Here is a 19,291-nt window from a genome sequence, read left to right as displayed (position 1 = left end):
CATCAGTCGGCCGGCCGGGGGGTGGCCGGCGCGGGGTCTGGGGGCGGCCACCCGGTGGTGACGGGCCCGGGCGACGGCATGCCCCGGTCCCGGTGGCCGGCGAGCCACCGGTCGTGGGCCTGCTGCCACACCACCGCCGTACGCGGCTGCGCCAGCACGTGGTTGACGAACGCGACCAGCTCCCGGCCGTCAGTCAGGCGGAACGCGAAGGCGTGCGGCTCGTCGGTGAACCAGGTGCAGTTCTCGTCCCGGTGGTAGGTGCACGATCGCCGGTCCGGCCGGGGCGCCTCGGTCACCAGCGTCGTGTCCGGGGCCATCCGGGCGAAGCCCAGCAGGATGTTGTCGTCGGTGCTGACCCCGTCGACCTGGCCCTGACGCAGCATGACCAGGCAGTCGACCGGGTGCGGGGCGTGCACCGGGACCGGCCGCAGGCCGCCCGTGGTGCGGTAGCCGGCGATCATCGCCAGCGAGGTGGTGTCCGTGGCGGCGCAGACCCGCCGACCGCCGAGCTGTTCCATGCCCGCGAACTCGGGCGTGCCGTCGGCGTTCCTGCGGACCAGCACCGTCTGCCCGGAGTCGAGGTAGTCGTTGGAGAACAGCACCCGCCGGGCCCGCTCGCAGGACGCGGTCAGCGACGTGGCGACGACGTCGATCTCCCCCTTGTCGAGCATGGCGAAGGCGCCCTGGCCGGGCGGCACCGCCTTGAAGGTGAGCCGGTCGCGTGGGTCGTCGACCGGCCAGAGGGCGCGGGCCACCGCCAGCATCAGCTCGATGTTGAACCCCTCGAACCGCTGGGTGCTGGCGTCCCAGTGGCTCATGGTGGCGTCGGACGGGTCTACGCCTGCGACCAGTTCGCCCTTGTCGAGGATCCGGCGCGGGGGCGTCGGGTCGGGCGGGAGGCTGCGGCGCACCGGGCAGACCCCGCCGGTCGCGTCGGTGGTCGGCGCCGTGGCCACCCCCGGCGGCCGCGCGGGGGGCGCGGGCGCGGGTGTCGCCGGCGCGGCGCACCCGGCCAGCGCCGCCAGGAGCGCGAGCGACGCGACCCGGCGCCGGGGCCGCGTCGGGGTCCGCCAGGGTGTGGTCACTGGTACTCCAGGTGGCGCTGGCGCAGCCCGGCCACCACACCGGCGGCGGCGAGCAGGGTGACCCAGGCGGCGGCGCCGCCCAGGTGGCGGCGCGCCTCGGGCAGCTCGGCGACCATCCGGGTGACCTCCTCGTTGCGGGTGGTCAGTTCGGTCAGCAGGTGGTCCTCCGCCGCGACGAACGCCCGGCCCGCCGATCCCTCGGCGAGCACGGTGTCGACCGCGTCGCGGAACGCGTCGGGCGTCTTGATCTGCCGGGCCGGCCAGACGTTCCGCTCCAGCGCGGTGCAGTCGATCCGGTCCCTCAGTGGTTCCCGCCCCCCGGTGGGCCCGGAGCAGAGGTCCCGGCTGTCGAAGTCCGCCTTGTGCCCGGCCGGGTCGACGCTCGCGCCGAGCCCCAGGTAGACGTCGGCCCGGCCGGCCAGCAGGGCGCCGAGCCGCTGCTGGGTGGCGCTCTGCGCGTCGATCGCCCGTTCCAGCTCCGGGAACCCCCGGTCGGCGTCCGGCCAGTGCCACCACGAGGAGACCAGCATGGCCAGCACGGCCGTGGTGGCCACCGAGGCCAGCAGCAGGCCCGCGTTCAGCCGGCGCCGGGTCCGCCGGCGCAGCCACACCTGCACCACCACCAGGGCGGCGAGGGCACCCAGCGGCACCAGCACGGACGCGGCCAGCCAGGGCCGGGCGTCGGCGCGGGCGTCGAGCAGCAACCTGGTGTCGTAGTTCCACAGGCCCTGGGCCGCGGTGAGCAGCTCGGTGGACATGTAGTGCGACGCCTCCCGCGCGTAGGCCGAGGCGAGCACCGCGCGGGCCGCCGGACTGCCCGTCCCGGCCTGCTCCGCCGCCCCGGCCGGCGGACAGGGCTGCCGGTTGCCCGTGGTCGCCGCGGAGAGCGGACCCGCGACCCGCAGGGCGGCGCACACCACGTCGCGGTAGATCTTCAACCGGGCGGCGATGGTCGCCAGCCGGGTGAGGCGGTCCGGGTCGCCGACGGCGTTGCCCATCGAGTCGGTCAGCGTGCGCTCCACCTCGTGGACGGACGCGTCGTAGGCGGCCACCAGCGGGGCCCGCCGGTCCTCGGCGGGCGGCAGCAGGAAGACGGCGCTGGCCGCGACGTCGGCGTCGGCGAGGCCCTGGTAGATCTGCCGGGCGGTCGTGCTGGTGCCCACGGCGGTCGCCGCGGACCGCTCGCCCAGCGTGGTGGCCGCCGTGCGGGACTGCACGGCGACGGCGGCGGTGGCGGCCAGCGCGGCGACCAGTACGGCGCCGCTGAGCACGATCAGCGCCGGGGTCGTCCGGAGCGCGTCGCGGAGCCGGCCGGTGCCGCCGGAGCGGGTCGACCCGCTGGCCGGGGCGGGCCGGTCGGCCCCGGGCTCGTCCCCCGTGTGCGACGCCATCCCCGTCCTCCCGCTCGCCGGGGCCCTCCGGCGGCCTCCTGGCGGAAGGCGTCGCGGTACCGGAGGCGGCCCCCGTCCGCCCCGCCGGTCGGTCACCCGGGCGGCCTGCGGCGGAGGCCGGCGGCCGGGCGGGTGATCGCGGGCGGGGGAGGACCAGGGTGGCACCGCGGGTGCACGGGTGGCACGCGTTTGTCCGGTATCTGACCTGAGCGTCACCGGTCTGCCACGCAGGGGAGCGGCCGGTCAGAGGCCTGGGTCGTCGGCCTCGGTCCGGGGTGGGAAGGCCAGGGCGAGGGTGAGGTCGAGGACCGTCGCCGGGTCGGTCAGGCGCTCGCCGTACAGCTCACGGAGCTTGCCCATCCGGTAGCGGACGGTCTGCGCGTGTACGAAGAGGTCGGCGGCCACGTCGTCGCGCCGGCCCTGGTGCAGCAGCCAGGAGCGCAGGGTCTCGGCGAGCCGGTCGGCGGTGCCGGGCGGCAGCGACGCGAGCGGCGCCAGGACCCGGGCGCGCAGGTCGGCGAGCCCTTCCGGGTCGGTGCTCAGCACCAGCTCGGCCAGGTGCTCCTCGGTGTCCAGCGCCGGCCCGTCGTCGGCCGGGCGCAGGCCGAGCGACAGGGCCCGGACCGCCCGCTGGTAGGAGGAGGCGACCAGGGCCCAGGGCCGGGCGGGGCCGAGCAGGGCGCGGCGGCCGTGCAGCACCCGGGCGAGCTGCCGCCGCCGCTCACCGTGTGTGTCGGGCACCAGCAGCACCGCCAGGTCCTCGCCCGCCCCGCCCGCCGGAAGGTCGTCGCCGCTCTCCAGGGTGTGCGGGTGCAGCCGGGCGAGCGCCGCGCGGAGGTTGGCCCGGGGCAGCAGGACGACGGTGAGGGTCTGTGGCGGCGGCCAGTCGGCCCGCTCGGCGCTGCGCAGCAGCGCCTCCTCGGGCTCCCCGGCGAGCAGCCGCTGGGTGAGCCGCTCCAGGTTGCGTCGCCGGGCCCGCCCGGCGCTGGCCAGCTCGTCCGCGTGCCCGGCCACGCTGGCGGCGGAGAGTTCGTCGATGTACGCGAACATCAGCTCGGCGAACTCGGCGACGGTGGCGGCGGACGACCCGCCCTGCACCGTGGTGGTGGACATCTCCCGCCAGGAGACCCGGGCGCCGACGCGGTACGCGGCGAGCAGGGCGTCCATGCTCCGGCCGGAGCGCGCCTCGCCGCTGCCGAGGGCGTAGGCGGCCTCCAGCGCGCCGACCAGCGGGGTGCTCGGGTCGCCGCCCTGGGTACGGCCGATGAGCTGGAGGAACGTGCCGAGCGCGATCTGCACCGCGGTCTCGATCTTCTCGCGCATCTGACCGGTCAGGGTGCCGGAGTAGCTGGGCACCTCGGCGGTGATGGCGGTCACGGTGCGCTCGGCGAGCAGGGGCAGCCGGTCGTGCAGCGCGCCGGCCACCCGGGCGTCCAACTCGAGGCGGGCCGCGCGCCGCGTGGCCTCCGAGCGTTCGGACACGTTTGTTCCCTCCGCACAAAAAGGCTCGTTCGGTTCACCTTCGAAGGTCAAGATTTTATGCCATTCTGCCGGCGACCATCGAATCATGACCACCACCGTCCCGAACCCCTCCGGGAAGGCGGCCCTGCGGGGCCGGATCCTTCGGCTGGCCGCGTCGGTCACCACCCCGCTGCTGCCCGACGACTACCTCGACATGGTCGCCCCGCTGCGCTCCGGCGCCGACCTGCGCGGCCGGATCCTCGCCGTGCGCCCCGAGACCGCCGACGCGGCGACGCTGGTGATCCGGCCCGGCCGCGACTGGCGCGGGCACACGCCCGGGCAGTACGTCCGCCTCGGCGTCGACGTCGACGGCGTACGCCAGTGGCGGGCCTACTCGGTCACCTCGCCCCCCGCGCGCCGGGGCGAACCGATCTCGGTCACCGTGAAGGCCATCCCCGACGGGGTCGTCAGCAACCATCTCGTCCGGCGCACCCGGCCCGGGACGCTGGTCCAGCTCGACCAGGCCCAGGGCGACTTCGTGCTGCCGGGCCGGCCGCCGGCCCGGGTGCTCTTCGTGACCGCGGGCAGCGGCGTCACCCCCGTGATGGGGATGCTGCGCGCCGACCGGCTGGGCGGCGCCGACGTCGTCGTGCTGCACTCGGCGCCCACCCCCGCCGACGTGATCTTCGGCGCCGAGCTGCGGGACCTGGCCGCGCGGGGCGCGATCCGGCTGGTGGAGCGGCACACCGACACCGACGGGCTGCTCACCGTGGCCGACCTCGACCGCCTCGTGCCCGACCATCTCGACCGGGAGACCTGGGCTTGCGGCCCGCTCGGACTGCTCGACGCCCTGGAGGAGCACTGGGCGGCCGGGGGGTGCGGCGACCGGCTGCACACCGAGCGGTTCCGCCCGACCGTCATCTCGCCCGGCGAGGGCGGCACCGTCACCTTCGCCCGCTCGGGCGTCACCGTCGCCGCCGACGGCGCCACCCCGCTGCTCGACGCCGGCGAGAACGCCGGGGTGCTGATGCCCTCGGGCTGCCGGATGGGCATCTGCTTCGGCTGCGTCCTGCCGCTGCGCCAGGGCGCGGTTCGGGACCTGCGCAACGGGGAACTGACCACGGCGGTGCCCGGCGACGGCGTCCGCATCCAGACCTGCGTGTCGGCGGCGGCCGGCCCCTGCGACATCGACCACTGACCGGAGTACCTGACGTGACCGTGATCCAGAACAAGCCCGTCAACCCGATCGCCCACCTCACCGCCGAGGACATCGAGACCATCGGCAGGGAACTCGACGCGATCCGCGCCCGGGTGGTCGCCGACCGGGGCGAGCGGGACGCCGCGTACATCCGCCGGGTCATCTCGACGCAGCGCAAGCTGGAACTGGGCAGCCGGGTCGTGCTGCTGTTCTCCCTCTTCCCGCCCGCCTGGATCGTGGGCACCGCCGGCCTGACCGTGGCCAAGATCCTGGAGAACATGGAGGTCGGCCACAACGTCCTGCACGGCCAGTGGGACTGGATGCGCGACCCGAAGATCCACTCCACCACCTGGGAGTGGGACCACGTCTCGCCCGCCGACCAGTGGAAGCACTCGCACAACGAGCTGCACCACACGTACACGAACGTCCTCGGCAAGGACAACGACCTCGGCTACGGCATCATGCGCGTCGACGAGGACCAGCGGTGGCACCCGTTCCACCTGGGTCAGCCGCTGTGGAACTTCATCAACGCCTGCTTCTTCGAGTACGGCATCGCCGCGTACGACCTGGAGCTGGGGCGCAACCTGCGCAAGGGCCGGCACAAGAAGCCGGAGTTCCGGGCCCGGGCCCGGGCGGTGGGCCGCAAGATCCGCCGGCAGGTGCTCAAGGACTACGTGCTGCACCCGCTGCTGTCGGGGCCCTCGTTCCTGCACACGCTGGCCGCCACCTTCACCGCCAACCTCCTGCGCAACCTGTGGAGCCACTCGGTGATCATGTGCGGGCACTTCCCGGAGGGCGTGGAGACCTTCTCCCGGCGCTCGATCGAGGGCGAGACCCGCGGCGAGTGGTACCTGCGGCAGATGCTCGGATCGGCCAACATCAGCGGCAGCCGGCTGATGCACATCATGACCGGCAATCTGTCGTTCCAGATCGAGCACCACCTCTTCCCGGACCTGCCCAGCAACCGCTACCAGGAGATCGCCCCCGAGGTGCGGGCCCTGTTCGACCGCTACGGGCTGAAGTACACCACCGGCTCGCTGCCCCGGCAGGTCTTCTCCGCGTGGCGGAAGGTCGTCCGGCTGTCGCTGCCGAACCGCAAGGCGCCCCGCCGGGTCGACGACCGCCCCGCGCCGGCGCTCGCCACGTCCGGCGTCTGACCCGCCCCCGACGCCGCCGCCCGCCGCGAAAAAACGCGCTGGGCGGCGGCGCGGTGTCCCCGTACAGTCGGGGCATGGAGATCAGGCACCCCTTCGCCGCCGCGGCCGCGCGAGCTTCGCGCTCGTCGGTCGCCGCCGCCTGACCTCACCAGCACCCGCCGGCGACCGGAAACGGTCCGCCGGCTTCTTCGTTCCCGTCGGCCCGCCGGTCGCCGGCGGCGGACCCTTTCCGGCCGTCAAACCCGGAAAGGCCACCGCCATGACGTACGACCCGATCAGCCGCACCTTCCTCGACTTCTTCCGCGAGCGCGGCCACGAACTCGTGCCCGACGGCTCCCTGATCCCGCCGCCGGGCGACCCGGTGCTCTTCACCACCTCCGGGATGCACCCCCTGACCCCCTACCTGGAGGGCCGGCCCCACCCGCTGGGCCGGCGGCTGGTGAACGTGCAGCGTTGCCTGCGCACCACCGACCTGGACGAGGTGGGCGACTCCACCCACCTGACCCTGTTCCGGATGCTGGGCTCCTGGTCGCTCGGCGACTACGACCTGCCGCGCAGCCTGCGGTGGGGCTACGAGCTGCTGCGCGACGGCTTCGGCGTGCCGCACGACCGGATGCACGTGACGGTCTTCGGCGGCGACGACCGGGTCGGCCCGGACGAGCCCTCGCTGCGGACGTGGGGCGAGCTGGGCCTGCCCGTGGAGCTGACCGGGGAGGAGAACTGGTGGTCCAACGGCCCGACCGGGCCGTGCGGACCCGACACCGAGATCTTCCTCTGGACCGGCGACGGCCCGCCCCACGGCACCCCCGGCACCGACGAGCGGTGGATGGAGGTCTGGAACCACGTGGGGATGCGCTACCACCGGCACCCCGACGGCCGGCTGACGCCGCTGCGCCAACGCAACGTGGACACCGGGATGGGCCTCGAACGGCTGGAGATGGTCCTGCGCGGGCACCGCTCGGTTTACGAGGGCGAGAGCCTCGTGCCGTGGGTGCGCGGCGTGTCCGACGTGTGGGGCCTGCGCGACGCGTCGCTGCGCCTCGTCGGCGACCACCTGCGGACGGGCGTGGCGGTGGTCGGCGACGGCGTACGGCCCTCGAACACCGGCCGCGGCTACGTGCTGCGCCGGCTGTTGCGCCGGACGCTCACCACGCTGTGGCGCGACGACGCGTCCAGGACCCTGTCCGACCTGCCGACCGGGCCGGTACGGCACACCCTCGACGGGTTCCGGCAGCCCGTCGGCGTGGACGAGGTGCGCGACGTGTTCTCCGGCGAGGAACGGCGGTTCCGGGAGCTGCTGCGGCGCGGGCGGCCGGTGGTCTCCCGGCGCCGGTCCCGGGGACCGCTGACCGAGGCGGACTACCGCGATCTGCACGACACCCACGGGCTGCCGCGCGACCTCGTCGACGGCCTGCTCGCCGAGGCGGCCTGACCTCGGCGCCCGTGCGCCCGTGCGCCCGTCGTCCGTCGTCCGTCGTCCGTCGTCCGTCGCCCGGGGGACCGGTGGCGGCGGCGCTCGCCGCGTCGACGCCGGGCGGGTCGCCGCTGCCGTCCGGGACCGGTTCGCCGGTCCCGGACGGCAGTTGGCAACTAGCTGGCGTAGGTCTCGAACTCGGCGACCTTCGGCGCGCCGCTCGATCCGGTGATCCTGAACGTGATCTTGGTCAGGGACGTCGAGGGGAAGGTGATGACGCCCGCCCCGCTGCCGGAGGCCAGGACGGCCCCGGTGCCGTGGTTGACGAGCTGCCAGGACCCGATGCTGCCCTGGGTGCCCGACGGCTCACGGATGATGACCCGGGCCACCCTGGTGGCGGAACCCCACTTGATCGAGATGTCGCCGGTCGCGCCCGACGGCGACCAGTGGGTGCTCAGGCTGCCGTCGCGCACGTTGCCGTAGCTCGTGCCGTCGGCCTTGCTGGAGCCGTCGGAGCCGGCGCCGATGCTGAGGTTGCTCCCGCTGGGCGGGTTCGTCGGCCCAGGGGTGGGGCTGCTGGTCGGCCCGGGCGTCGGGCTGGTGGTCGGCCCCGGCGTGGGGGTGGTCGGCGTCGGTGCCGGCGTCTGCGGCGAGCAGCTGCCGTTCGACTCCCGCAGGCCGGTGTTGGCGCCCGCCGTCTGGCGCACGACGTCCGGCACGCAGGCGGCCCCGTCCAGGCTGTAGGAGTACGGGATGCTGACGCTGGTGTTGGACACCGGGTTCGGGCCGGCCGGGTTGTTGTCGCCGCTGCGGCTGGACCAGGTCACGTTGTCGAAGACGTTTCCGGCGACCTGCCAGTAGCCGGCCTCGCTGGTGTAGAAGGTGCCCAGGACGTCCTTGGAGTTCCGGAAGTAGTTGTTCTCCACCTTGGCCCTGGCCCCGGCCCGCGAGTTGATGCCGGACTCGTGGAGGCTCACGTAGTGGTTGTTGTAGATGTGTGCGATGCCGCCGCGCAGCAGGGGCGTACGGGAGTCGATGTTCTCGTACAGGTTGTGGTGGAACGTGACGAAGCCGTTCGAGCGGTCGCTCTCGCTGGACCCGATCAGGCCGCCACGGCCGGAGTTGCGCAGGATGCTGTACGACAGCGTCACGTACTGGACGTTGTCCTTCATGTCGAAGAGGCCGTCGTACCCCTCCGACTCCCCGCCCGAGGCCTCCAGGGTGGCGTGGTCGACCCAGACGTTGCGGACGGTGCTCTCCATGCCGATGGCGTCACCGCCGTTGGACGTGGGCGAGCCCGACTTCTTGACGTTCCGGACCGTCACGTTCCGGATGATGATGTTGCTGGAGTCGCGGATGTGGATGCCCAACTGGTCGAAGACGGCTCCGGTGCCGACCCCGATGATCGTGACGTTGCTGATCTGCTTGAGTTCGATCACGCCGGCGGCGGTGTTGCAGCTGTCGCCCGACACCTTGGCGGTGTTGCCGTGGTTGATGGTCCCCTGCACCTCGATGATGATCGGGGTGCTGCTGCTGGCCCGGGTGCACAGGGCCGTGTGGATCCCGGTGCCCGTGCTGACCCGTACCGTCTGCCCGCCCGCGCCGCCGGTCGTGCCGCCGTTCTGGGTCGCGTAGCCGGTGGCGGCGCCGGCGGCTGCCGACGCCTGCTGCATCGGCAGGGCCGCAACGCCGAGCGCGGCCCCGACGGCTGTCGTGGCCAGTGCCACCTGGAGTCGCAGTGCGACTGGTCGTCTCATCCTTGCCTCACCTTCGTATGAAATTTCGGGTGTTGCTGTCACGTGCCGTGGTCCGGCCGGCGGGGCCGTCGAGGCTGCCGACGTGTCGCCGGCCGCCGGACGGGTCGCTCGTCGACCCGGCTGTGGGGGTGTTCCTTTCGATGTCGAGCGGGTCGGCGGTTCCGCCTCGGCCTCGACCGTCGAGGTCGTCGGCGTCGGCCGCGAGGCCGCCAAGATCCGCTCTGGTGGTGCCGTCGCCCGTGCCCGGAAAGCGCTTTCCAGCGAGGATAGGGAGCTGTCTATCGATATGGCAAGAACCTGTCCGGATTGCGGTGTGATGCCCTGCTCCGTCTGTCCCGACAGCCGCCGTACGCGCCGCCGGCGGCAGCGGGGACACGACGCGGGCCGCCAGCGCGGGGGCGCGGGCGCCGGTGGCGGGACACGGACGCGGGCCGCCAGCGCGGGGGCCGCGGGCGCCGGTGGCGCGCTTCGCCCCCGGCCGGAGGGGCCAGCCGGTGGCCCGGCGGCGTTGCCGCGCCACGGCCCGGGTCACCCGACGACGCGGCGTCGGGTGGTGCGGTGGCCGGCCGGATCAGACAGGATGACCTGCGCGAGGGCGTCGCCGGGCCGCGCCGCGGCCGACGGCCCGCCCGTCGACGGAAGGAGACCCGTGTCGTCCACCCTGCTCTCCCGTCGCGACCTGCGCTTCCTGCTGCACGACTGGCTGGACGTGACCCGGCTGACCGAGCGGCACCGCTACGCCGAGCACTCCCGGGAGACCTTCGACGCCGTGTTGGAGCTCGCCGAACGGGTTGCGGTCGAGCGGTTCGCCCCGCACAACCGGGCCGCCGATCTGGCCGAGCCCACCTTCGACGGCCGCCGGGTGCACACCATCGCGCAGGTCAAGCAGGCCCTCGACGTCTTCGCCGAGACCGGGCTGCTGGGCGCCGGCATGGACGCGTCCGTCGGCGGCATGCAGCTGCCGCACGTCGTACGGGCCGCCTGCTTCGCCTGGCTCCAGGCCGCCAACGCCGGCACCTCGGCGTACCCGTTGCTGACCCTCGGCAACGCCAACCTGCTGCTGGCGCACGGCAGCCCCGAGCAGATCGACACCTGGGTCCGCCCGATGGTGCAGGGGCGCTTCTTCGGCACGATGTGCCTGTCCGAGCCGCAGGCCGGCAGCTCGCTGGCCGACATCACCACCCGCGCCGAGCCGCAGGACGACGGGACGTACCGGCTGCACGGCACCAAGATGTGGATCTCCGGCGGCGACCACGAGCTGTCGGAGAACATCGTCCACCTGGTGCTCGCCCGGATCCCCGGCGGCCCGCCCGGGGTCAAGGGGATCTCGCTGTTCATCGTCCCGAAGGTGCTGCTGGGCGACGACGGCGCGCTCGGCGCCCGCAACGACGTCGTGCTGGTCGGCCTCAACCACAAGATGGGCTACCGGGGTACCACCAACACGCTGCTCAACTTCGGCGAGGGCGTGCACCGGCCGGGCGGGCGCCCCGGCGCGGTCGGCTACCTGGTCGGCGAGCCGCACCAGGGCCTGGCGCAGATGTTCCACATGATGAACGAGGCACGCGTCGGGGTGGGTGCCGGCGCGACCGCCCTCGGCTACACCGGCTACCTCAAGTCCCTCGCGTACGCCCGCCAGCGCCCGCAGGGCCGACCGCTGGCCGACAAGGACCCGGCCACGCCGCAGGTGCCCATCGTCGCCCACCCGGACGTACGCCGGATGCTGCTGGCGCAGAAGAGCTACGTGGAGGGCGCCCTGGCGCTCGTCCTCTACTGCGGTCGGCTGCTCGACGAGGAGAAGACCGCGCCGGACGCGGCGGACCGGGAGCGGGCGCGGCTGCTGCTGGACGTGCTCACCCCGATCGCGAAGAGCTGGCCGTCGCAGTGGTGCCTGGCCGCCAACGACCTGGCCATCCAGGTGCACGGCGGCTCCGGCTACACCCGCGACTACGACGTCGAGCAGCACTGGCGCGACAACCGGCTCAACCCGATCCACGAGGGCACCCACGGCATCCAGGCGCTGGACCTGCTGGGGCGCAAGGTCACCATGCGCGACGGGGCCGGGCTGGCGCTGCTGGTGGAGACGGTCCGGGCCACGACCACCCGCGCGTGGCAGGCCGGGGGCGAGGCCGCCGAGCTGGCCGCCCCGCTCGGCGCCACCCTCGACCGGGTCGCCCTGGTCACCCGACGACTGTGGAGCACCGGCGACCCGGAGGTGGCGCTGGCCAACGCCAGCGTCTACCTGGAGGCGGTCGGCCACGTGGTGATCGCGTGGATGTGGCTGGAGCAGCTTCTCGTCGTCGAGGCGGCCGGCGACCCCGGCGACGGCCCGGACGCCGACCTGCACGCCGGCAAGCGGCAGGCCGCCCGGTACTTCTTCCGGCACGAGCTGCCCCGCACCGGCCCGCAGTTCGACCTGCTGGACAGCCTCGACCGGACCACGCTGGAGATGCGCGACGACTGGTTCTGACCCGCCCCCGCTGCCCCCGCCGTCCTCGCGGGGGAGCGCTGTCCCGCCGGGGTCGTTGGTGCGCGGCCCGCCTATCCTTGCCAGCCATGAACCCCGGTGACGTGACCGTTCCGCCGCCCGCAGACGGAGCCGAGGAACGGCTGGAGACCCTGCGGCGCTGGTGGCGGCTGCCGGATCCCGCGCGACGCGAGGTCCGGCTGCTCAGCCGCTCCGGACGGCACCACCCGGACCGGGAGATCGCCTGGGTGGCCTGGCGGTGGGCGCAGGTCGTGCTGCCGCCGGGAGCGCCGGAGCCGGGCCGCGCCCGCAACATGCTCAGCGCGGCCGGCTTCTGGGCGCTCATCCTGCTGGATCTGGTCACCGGCGTCGATCCGACGGACCCGCCGGAGCCGCGGTGGCTCGACCGCCGCCGGGCCCGGCGCGTCCTGCGGGCCGGCCCGCCCGTCGCCTGACCGGCGCGTCGGCTGTGCCGCCCGGCGGTCTCAGCCGTCGGCGAGCAGCCGGTTGCGGACCTCACGGCGCAGGACCTTGCCGATCTGGGAGCGGGGCAGGTCCTCGACGACGACCACGCGGCGGGGGACCTTGTACCCGGCCAGGTGCCGCCGGCAGGCCGCCCGCAGGCTCGCCTCGTCAGGTGGCTCGGCGCCCTCGTCCAGGACGACCGCCCCCACCACCTCCTCGCCGCCGTGCTCACCGGGCAGACCGACCACCGCGGCGTCGCGGACGCCGGGAACGCGGCGCAGCGCGTCCTCCACCTCCGACGGGTAGACGTTGAACCCGCCGGTGATGATCAGCTCCTTGATCCGGTCGACCACGCTGACGAAGCCGTCGGCGTCGGCCACCACGACGTCCCCGGTACGCAACCAGCCGTCGGGCAGCAGCGCCGCCGCCGTCTCCGCCGGGCGGTTCCAGTAGCCGGCGAACACCTGCGGCCCCCGGATCAGCAGCTCTCCCGCCTCACCCGGGGCGCGGTCGCGCGACGGGTCCTCGGGGTCGACGATGCGGATGTCGGTGGACGGGAACGGCACGCCGACCGTGCCCGGCCGGCGGGCGGGGGAGACCGGGTTGCCGAGCGCGACGGGGGAGGTCTCGGTCATGCCGTAGCCCTCGACGAGCAGCCCGCCGGTGACGGACTCCCACAGCTCGACCGTCGCCGTGGGCAGCGCCATGGCGCCGGAGATGGCGAACCGGGCCGAGGAGAGGTCGATCCCGCGTTCCCGGGCGGTCGTGGCGAGCTTCTCGTAGATCGGCGGGACGGCGGGCAGGAAGGTGGGCGGCCGGCGCCGCACCGCCGCCAGCGTCTGGTCCAGGTCGAAGCGGGGGAACAGCACCAGCGTGGCGCCGATGCCCACCGAGAAGGTGAGGCAGAGCGTCAGCCCGTACGCGTGGAACAGCGGCAGCACCGCGTACACCGTCTCCTCGCCGTCGCGCAGGCCCGGCACCCAGGCGCGGCCCTGCGCCGCGTTGGTCCGCAGGTTGCGGTGGCTCAGGATGGCGCCCTTGGGCGTGCCGGTGGTGCCGCCCGTGTACTGCAACAGCGCCGTGTCGTCCGGGCCGGGGGCGGGGTGCGCGGCGGCTAGCGGGCCGGCCTCGGCCACCAGCCGCTCCCAGGACAGCGCTCCGGGCGCGGGCCCGGTCATCGCCGCGCGGGTGGCCCGCGCCCGGGCCAGCGGCAGCCGCAGCGCCCAGCGCTTGCGCCGGGGCAGGGCCCGGGTGAGGTCCACCGCGACCACGGTCTCGACGGCCGTCGCGCCCGCGCTGTCGCGGACGAGATGGGCCACCTTGTCCCAGACCACCGCGACCCGGGCGCCGTGGTCGGCGAGTTGCCGGGTGAGCTCCTGCGCGGTGTAGAGCGGGTTGTGCTCCACCACCACCGCGCCGAGCCGCAGCACGGCGTAGAAGGCGACCACGTGCTGCGGGCAGTTCGGCAGCACCAGCGCCACCCGGTCGCCCCGGCCGACGCCGAGCCGGCGCAGTGCCTCGGCCCCCCGGCCCACCTGCTCGTCCAGGTCGGCGTACGTGGTGGTGGCGCCGAAGAAGTCCAGGGCGATCCGGGGACCGAAGCGGCGGGCGGCCCCGCGCAACAGGTCGACCAGCGACTCGTCGGACGGCGCGACGGTCGCCGGCACGCCCGGGGCGTAGCTGCGCAGCCAGGGCCGCTCGGCACTCAGGTCCATGTCTCTCCTCCGCGCGTGCCTGACCATCTCCTACTTCACGGTAACCTACGGTTGCGTAGGTAGCGCTCGGGGTCCCCGTCCGACCGGCCCCGGCCGTAGACTCCGACGGTGCGGGATCGACGGGTCGTGGCGCTCTGGTTCGTGTTCGTCCTGCTCGCCGTCGGGTCGTCGGCGCTCGTCACGCTCCGCCCCGACCGTCTCTCCGACCTGCACATCTATCGTGGCGCACTGCTGCACCTGCAGGCCGGCCGGCCGCTGTACGAGTTCGCCGCCGAAAACGGCGGCCCCTTCACCTACCCGCCGTTCGCCGCGCTCGTGCTCTGGCCGGTCTCGGCCGTCGCCGAGGGGGTCGTGCAGGGGGTCTGGCTGGCGCTGATCTGCCTCGCGGTGGTCGCCATCGCGGTGCCGGTCGGCCGCGTACTGGCCGGCGGGCCGCAGCGGCACCTGGTCGTGCCGGCCGTCGCCTGCGCCCTGATGCTCTCCGCGCCGGTGCAGAGCAACCTGCGCTTCGGCCAGGTCAGCGTCTTCATCGTGCTGCTCGCGCTGCTCGACGGCATGGGCGTCCCCCCGGCCCGGCTGCGGGGCGTGCTGGTCGGGGTGGCCGCCGCGATCAAACTGACCCCGCTGCTGTTCGTGGTCTACTTCCTCGTCACGGGCCGCTACCGGGATGCAGGGCGGGCCGTCGTCACGTTCCTGGCCTGCGCCGCGCTGGGCGCGGTGGTTCTCCCGGCGGAGAGCTGGACGTACTGGACCGAGGCGGTGCGCAACACGTCCCGGATCGGCAACCTGGCCTCGCTGGGCAACCAGTCGGTGCACGGCATGCTGCTGCGCCTCGGCCTCGACCAGGCGTCGCTCCCGCTGCTCTGGGTGGCCCTGGTGGCCGTCGTCTGCGCGGTGGCCCTGCTGCGGGCCCGGCACCTGGCCGCGCACGGGCGCCCCGGTCACGCCGCCGTGCTCGTCGGCTGCGCGACCGTCGCCGCGTCCCCCGTGTCCTGGACGCACCACCAGATCTGGCCGGTGCTGGCGGCGATGCTGCTGATCGGGGCCGACGGGGTCGCCCGGCGGGTCGCCGGCGGCGCCCTGCTGGTGACCATGGTGGTCTCGCTGGGGGTGGCGCTCAGGCCGGTCTCGACCACGTCCGGGGTGCAGTTCCTCCTCGAGAACGCCCGGGCCCTCGGCGTCGGTGTGCTCTGCCTCGCCGGGTTCGGCGGGGCGGCGCTGGCCGCGGCCGGCGCGGGCCGACGGACCCCGGCGGCCCGCGGCTGGCTGCGGGTGGGCACGACGGCCGCGCTGGCCGTGGCGTTCTTCGCCGTGCAGCCGCTGCCCGCCGGCGCCGATCCGACCTTCAAGGCGTACGCGCTCTCCGACGTCACCAACCCGCGCTACTTCTTCGTCTGCCGGGGCCCGGCGGAGTGCGCCGCGTACGGCACGGACGCGCCGGTCACCTTCGGCACCCGCAGGGAGAAGACCAAGGTCCGCGTCAACGGGGTGGTGTCGCCCGCCGTCGCCCGGCTGGAATACCACTCCGCCCCCGGTGGCGCGCCCCGGGTCATTCCACTGCTCGCGCCCCACCCGGGCCCCCGGACGTTCTCGTTCCGGTCGGCGACCATGACCCACGGCCGGCTGGTCGCCTACGCGGCCGACGGGCGACCGATCGCGACCTACGACGAGGAGCTGGCCGCCGCGCTCGCCGTCAGCGGTGCCCGGCGGAATGGCGCACCGCCCGCCGGCCCTTGACCACCACCATGACGACGACCGCGACCAGCGCCACCACGCCGATGATCACCAGCCAGCGGACCGCCTCCAACAGCAGCCCGAGCAGGATGAGCGCGCCGGCGACGACGCCGACGGCCCAGAGCATGGCTCGCATGTCCACCTCCCGTGACTCCGGCCGCGCGGCGCGGCCTGGCCGTCTGCCTTCCCGGCCCGCACCCGGCCATGCCGCCGCGACCGGCGAAGTCCTCGCGCGGCACGCCGGTGGCGCGCACTGTCGCTGACCTCACCGTCGTGGTCCGGGCCGCCGCGTCGGCCAGCACCGCGTCCAGCGCCGCCCGGAAGCCGGCGGTACGGGAGTACGCCGCGACGGTCCGCCGACCATCCGGCTACCTAACTCGTCAATGCCGGCCGCCCCCGCCGCCCGCCGCCCCGCCGCCGGCCGCCCCGCCGCCGGCCGCCCCGCCGCCGGTCGACAGGGTGGATCTTGGACAGTTGTCGTCCTCGGGTAACGACAACTGTCCAAGATCGCGGCGGTGCGTGCTGCGGGCGTCGGTTCCGATCAGGCGCGGCGTCCGCTGGTCAGTTCGGCGGGGTGCTCGGCGGATCCGGCCAGGTGGAGCAGCGGGGCCGTTCCGTTTCCGCGGCTCCCGCCCAGGAGGCGCAGCGTTCCGGTCGGCGCCCGGCGGGGTGCCCGGTGACCGCGTCAGCGCTGGGCGACGTAGACGGTGTTGGCCGACTGCCCGCCGGTCAGCGGGTTGGCGAACGGGACGACGTGCGCCCGAGCGGTACGGAACACCTCGGCGAGGACGGCCTCGAAATCGGCGTCGGGCGGATCGTCCGACCAGAGGGCGAACACCCCGTCCGGGTGCAGGTGGGCGGCGAGCCGGCGCAGGCCGTCGGGGGTGTAGAAGGGGGCGTGGCCGGGGTGCAGCACGTTGCGCGGCGAGTGGTCCACGTCGAGCAGCACGGCGTGGAACCGCCGCCCCGGCTCACGTGGGTCGAAGCCGGTGCCGTCGGCCACCGCGGCGAAGAAGTCGGCCCGCACGAACCGGGTACGCGGGTCGGCGGCCAGCCCGGCGGCGAAGGGCAGCAGCCCCCGGCGGTGCCAGTCGATGACGTCCTCGATCGCCTCCACGACCAGCAGCGAGCCGACCCGCTCGTCGGAGAGCGCGGTGCGGGCGGTGTAGCCGAGGCCGAGGCCGCCGACGACCACGTCGAGCCCCTGCCCGGACAGGGGAGCCAGGCCCAGCCGGGCCAGCTCGATCTCCGCGACGGGGAAGAGGCTGGACATCAGGTACTCGTCGTCGAGCTTGACCTCGTACACCTCGACGTCGAGCGACGGGTCGCGGCGCCGGCGCAGGCTGATGAGGCCGATCGGGGTCTCCCGCCAGGCCAGTTCCTCGAATCGCACGCCCACGGGCCCGGATGCTACCCGCCGCCGCCCCGGACCCCGGCGGCCGGCACGCATTCCTCCCGCCCGGCCGGGTATGCCCACCCGTCGAGGGCCACCCGACCGGGGGCCGGGCAGGGGGCGCGCGGTGGCGGACATGCTGGCCGGACGGCTGCACCTGACGGAACGGGCGCTGCGGATGGAGTCGGTGCCGGTGCCCGAGCCGCAGGACGGGCAGGTGCGCGTCCGGGTCGAGGCGGCGGGGGTCTGTCTGTCGGACGTGCACCTGATCGACGGCACCCTCACGCCGCTGTACCTGCCCGGCGACTCCGTGACGCTGGGGCACGAGGTCGCCGGGGTGGTCGACGCGTTCGGCGACGACGTCGAGGGCTGGCGGCCCGGCCAGCGGGTGCTGCTCCAGGCGGGGGAGCGGGACCGGCGCGGCACCGTGCTGACCCGGGGCGTGGACTACGACGGCGGCTGGGCCGAGTACGTCGTCGCCAGCGAGGACACCGTCGTGCCGATCCCGGACGACCTGCCCTTCGAGCAGGCCTGCATCATCCCCGACGCGGTCTCCACCCCCTGGGCGGCGGTGACGGACACCGCGCGGACCCGCCCCGGCGAGGCGGTCGGGGTCTGGGGCGTGGGCGGGCTGGGCGCGCACGCCGTTCAATTGCTGCGCCTGGTGGGCGCGGCCCCGGTCATCGCGGTGGAACCGCTGGCGGCGGCGCGGGACCGGGCGGCGGCCCTGGGGGCCGACGCGGTGCTCGACCCGGCCGACCCCGCGTTCCGCGAGGCCGTGCTGGAGTTGACGGGCGGGCGGGGGCTGGACGTCGCGTTCGACTTCGCCGGGGTGACCGCCGTACGTGAGCAGGCGCTGACCGTGCTGGGCCGCCGGGGCCGGCTGGTCCTCGCGGGCATCGCCAACAAGCCGGTGACGATCGCCTCGGACAGCCCGTTCACCTACTTCCAGCAGGCGGTGCTCGGCCACTACGGCTCGGAGGGCGAGCACGTCGAGCAGCTGGTGTCCCTGGCCCGGCAGGGGCGACTCGACCTGTCGGCGTCGATCAGCGACGTGCTGCCGCTGGCCGACGCCGAGGAGGCGGTGCGCCGGGTGCAGACCAAGCAGGGCGACCCGATCCGGCTGATCCTGCGCCCCTGAGCGGCCCCGGGTACACGCCGGTGGGCAGGATGGCGATGTGGTACGGCGGCTCGATCATGACCCGGCGGCCGGTGTGCGAAGGGGCGCGCCCCAACCCTCCGCCAGCCGGGACGGGTGGAGATCGCGGCCGCCGCCGTAGAACTCGAGGAACTTCATGATCAGCGGGTCCCACCGATCCGACCGGCGGGCGCAGCGCGATGAGATCTTGGCAGATTCGGGCCCCTCCGAGGGCCGATTCCTGCCAAGATCTCGCCGGCTCCAGGGCGTCGATCGGCCCCGCCGCCTCTGGGCTCAGTCGTCAGTCGGCGCAGGATGGGGTCGCAGAGCGGCTCCGGTCACCAGTCTTCGACCCCATCGTCCGCCTTAGCCGTTGTTGAGGATCCAGGTGTACCCCTGGCAACCGACCAGAGCGTCGCACGAGTACAGCCTGATTCCGCTGCCGCGGCCGCCGAGCGCGTTGGGACTGGTGCTGTCCTCATAGAACTCTTTGTTGCAGTGGCCCCAGACCCCGGTGGTCAGATCGTTGCTGCACGTGCCCTGGCGGTACAACACCCAGGTGCTTCCGTTGTGCAGCCAGTTCTCCCACTGGGCATAGTGGCCGCGACCGTTGGTGTAGGTGTCCACCACCCAGAACTTGTCGCCGTACTTCTGGAAACACGACTTGCCGTACGGGCCGGCCTGGCACACGGAGTTCGACAAGCCGGGTGCCGACGCGGCTACGACCTGGTCGTTCTCCCATGCGGCTGCCGCCACGGTACTCGGGCTCGCGGATGCGCCAGCGCTGGTCACGACAAGAGCAGTGACCGTCAGTACGGCCGCTGCCGCTGCCGCCGCGATGCGGGTTCCTAGCTTTCCCATGATCTCCTCCGATCGGGTCATGAAGGACTGCGGAGCTGTTTCCGCCTGTCCCTGCTCG

At 74.2% G+C, this 19,291-nt stretch carries 15 protein-coding genes; 7 read left to right on the top strand and 8 right to left on the bottom strand.

The genetic code is table 11. The annotated features are described in order from the left end of the window. Positions 1–2 precede the first annotated feature (2 nt). The 3 genes from EV374_RS28625 to EV374_RS28615 form a co-directional block, all read right to left on the bottom strand. A complete protein-coding gene (locus EV374_RS28625) occupies positions 3–1,085 on the bottom strand; it encodes a transporter substrate-binding domain-containing protein (RefSeq protein WP_132240266.1) in 1,083 nt (360 codons plus the stop codon). Then, positions 1,082–2,476: a hypothetical protein gene (locus EV374_RS28620; RefSeq protein ID WP_132240265.1), complete on the bottom strand. Its 1,395-nt coding sequence runs from the start codon at positions 2,474–2,476 to the stop codon at positions 1,082–1,084. Before EV374_RS28620 ends, EV374_RS28625 begins: the two co-directional genes overlap by 4 nt. Before the next feature lie 243 nt (positions 2,477–2,719). After that, the gene (locus tag EV374_RS28615; protein WP_132240264.1) at positions 2,720–3,958 is read right to left on the bottom strand and encodes a helix-turn-helix domain-containing protein; all 1,239 of its coding nucleotides are present in this window, start codon (positions 3,956–3,958) and stop codon (positions 2,720–2,722) included. An 85-nt stretch (positions 3,959–4,043) separates the two neighbouring features. Between EV374_RS28615 and EV374_RS28610 the strand changes: the two genes are divergently transcribed. From EV374_RS28610 to EV374_RS28600, 3 genes are all read left to right on the top strand, one after another. Then, positions 4,044–5,135 carry a ferredoxin reductase gene (locus tag EV374_RS28610; protein ID WP_132240263.1) on the top strand — a complete coding sequence of 364 codons (1,092 nt, stop codon included), beginning with the start codon at positions 4,044–4,046 and terminating at the stop codon, positions 5,133–5,135. A 14-nt stretch (positions 5,136–5,149) separates the two neighbouring features. Continuing rightward, entirely contained in the window at positions 5,150–6,292 is a 1,143-nt protein-coding gene (locus tag EV374_RS28605; RefSeq protein WP_132240262.1) for an acyl-CoA desaturase, read from the top strand. Between the two features lie 259 nt (positions 6,293–6,551). Continuing rightward, positions 6,552–7,724: an alanine--tRNA ligase-related protein gene (locus tag EV374_RS28600; RefSeq protein ID WP_132240261.1), complete on the top strand. Its 1,173-nt coding sequence runs from the start codon at positions 6,552–6,554 to the stop codon at positions 7,722–7,724. Positions 7,725–7,882: 158 nt separating this feature from the next. On the opposite strand, the gene EV374_RS28595 is transcribed toward EV374_RS28600, so the two are convergent. Then, positions 7,883–9,463, bottom strand: a complete 1,581-nt coding sequence (locus tag EV374_RS28595; RefSeq protein WP_132240260.1) for a pectate lyase family protein — start codon at positions 9,461–9,463, stop codon at positions 7,883–7,885. 649 nt (positions 9,464–10,112) lie between these two features. On the opposite strand from EV374_RS28595, the gene EV374_RS28590 reads away from it, so the two are divergent. Both EV374_RS28590 and EV374_RS28585 read left to right on the top strand, forming a co-directional pair. After that, positions 10,113–11,930 (top strand): acyl-CoA dehydrogenase, encoded by a 1,818-nt coding sequence (locus EV374_RS28590; protein ID WP_486486016.1) that lies wholly within the window; start codon positions 10,113–10,115, stop codon positions 11,928–11,930. Between the two features lie 86 nt (positions 11,931–12,016). Further along, positions 12,017–12,382: a hypothetical protein gene (locus EV374_RS28585; protein ID WP_132240258.1), complete on the top strand. Its 366-nt coding sequence runs from the start codon at positions 12,017–12,019 to the stop codon at positions 12,380–12,382. Between the two features lie 30 nt (positions 12,383–12,412). Here EV374_RS28585 and EV374_RS28580 read toward each other — a convergent pair whose 3' ends face one another. Continuing rightward, the gene (locus EV374_RS28580; RefSeq protein WP_132240257.1) at positions 12,413–14,107 is read right to left on the bottom strand and encodes a long-chain-fatty-acid--CoA ligase; all 1,695 of its coding nucleotides are present in this window, start codon (positions 14,105–14,107) and stop codon (positions 12,413–12,415) included. Between the two features lie 108 nt (positions 14,108–14,215). Between EV374_RS28580 and EV374_RS28575 the strand changes: the two genes are divergently transcribed. Then, positions 14,216–15,844 carry a glycosyltransferase 87 family protein gene (locus EV374_RS28575; protein ID WP_132240256.1) on the top strand — a complete coding sequence of 543 codons (1,629 nt, stop codon included), beginning with the start codon at positions 14,216–14,218 and terminating at the stop codon, positions 15,842–15,844. Here EV374_RS28575 and EV374_RS32800 read toward each other — a convergent pair. Further along, positions 15,801–15,977 carry a hypothetical protein gene (locus tag EV374_RS32800; protein WP_165947935.1) on the bottom strand — a complete coding sequence of 59 codons (177 nt, stop codon included), beginning with the start codon at positions 15,975–15,977 and terminating at the stop codon, positions 15,801–15,803. The genes EV374_RS28575 and EV374_RS32800 overlap by 44 nt on opposite strands. A gap of 549 nt (positions 15,978–16,526) precedes the next feature. Beyond that, positions 16,527–17,240, bottom strand: a complete 714-nt coding sequence (locus EV374_RS28570; RefSeq protein WP_132240255.1) for a class I SAM-dependent methyltransferase — start codon at positions 17,238–17,240, stop codon at positions 16,527–16,529. Positions 17,241–17,370: 130 nt separating this feature from the next. Here EV374_RS28570 and EV374_RS28565 point away from each other — a divergent pair, with 130 nt between their 5' ends. Beyond that, positions 17,371–18,375 (top strand): alcohol dehydrogenase catalytic domain-containing protein, encoded by a 1,005-nt coding sequence (locus tag EV374_RS28565; RefSeq protein ID WP_207914639.1) that lies wholly within the window; start codon positions 17,371–17,373, stop codon positions 18,373–18,375. A gap of 363 nt (positions 18,376–18,738) precedes the next feature. On the opposite strand, the gene EV374_RS28560 is transcribed toward EV374_RS28565, so the two are convergent. Continuing rightward, the gene (locus EV374_RS28560) at positions 18,739–19,254 is read right to left on the bottom strand and encodes a hypothetical protein (protein ID WP_132240253.1); all 516 of its coding nucleotides are present in this window, start codon (positions 19,252–19,254) and stop codon (positions 18,739–18,741) included. Positions 19,255–19,291: the final 37 nt, after the last annotated feature.

It is taken from the genome of Micromonospora sp. CNZ303 (genome assembly GCF_004345505.1).
The sequence above is the reverse complement of the archived record's forward strand: the minus strand, read 5'-3'. Positions and strand labels throughout refer to the sequence as shown.

Excerpts from the sequence above, each read along its gene's own strand:
- EV374_RS28620 (WP_132240265.1), bottom strand. The coding sequence starts at position 2,476 with ATGGCGTCGCACACGGGGGACGAGCCCGGGGCCGACCGGCCCGCCCCG.
- EV374_RS28610 (WP_132240263.1), top strand. The coding sequence starts at position 4,044 with ATGACCACCACCGTCCCGAACCCCTCCGGGAAGGCGGCCCTGCGGGGC.
- EV374_RS28600 (WP_132240261.1), top strand. The coding sequence starts at position 6,552 with ATGACGTACGACCCGATCAGCCGCACCTTCCTCGACTTCTTCCGCGAG.
- EV374_RS28595 (WP_132240260.1), bottom strand. The coding sequence starts at position 9,463 with ATGAGACGACCAGTCGCACTGCGACTCCAGGTGGCACTGGCCACGACA.
- EV374_RS28585 (WP_132240258.1), top strand. The coding sequence starts at position 12,017 with ATGAACCCCGGTGACGTGACCGTTCCGCCGCCCGCAGACGGAGCCGAG.
- EV374_RS28580 (WP_132240257.1), bottom strand. The coding sequence starts at position 14,107 with ATGGACCTGAGTGCCGAGCGGCCCTGGCTGCGCAGCTACGCCCCGGGC.
- EV374_RS32800 (WP_165947935.1), bottom strand. The coding sequence starts at position 15,977 with ATGCGAGCCATGCTCTGGGCCGTCGGCGTCGTCGCCGGCGCGCTCATC.
- EV374_RS28565 (WP_207914639.1), top strand. The coding sequence starts at position 17,371 with ATGCTGGCCGGACGGCTGCACCTGACGGAACGGGCGCTGCGGATGGAG.
- EV374_RS28560 (WP_132240253.1), bottom strand. The coding sequence starts at position 19,254 with ATGACCCGATCGGAGGAGATCATGGGAAAGCTAGGAACCCGCATCGCG.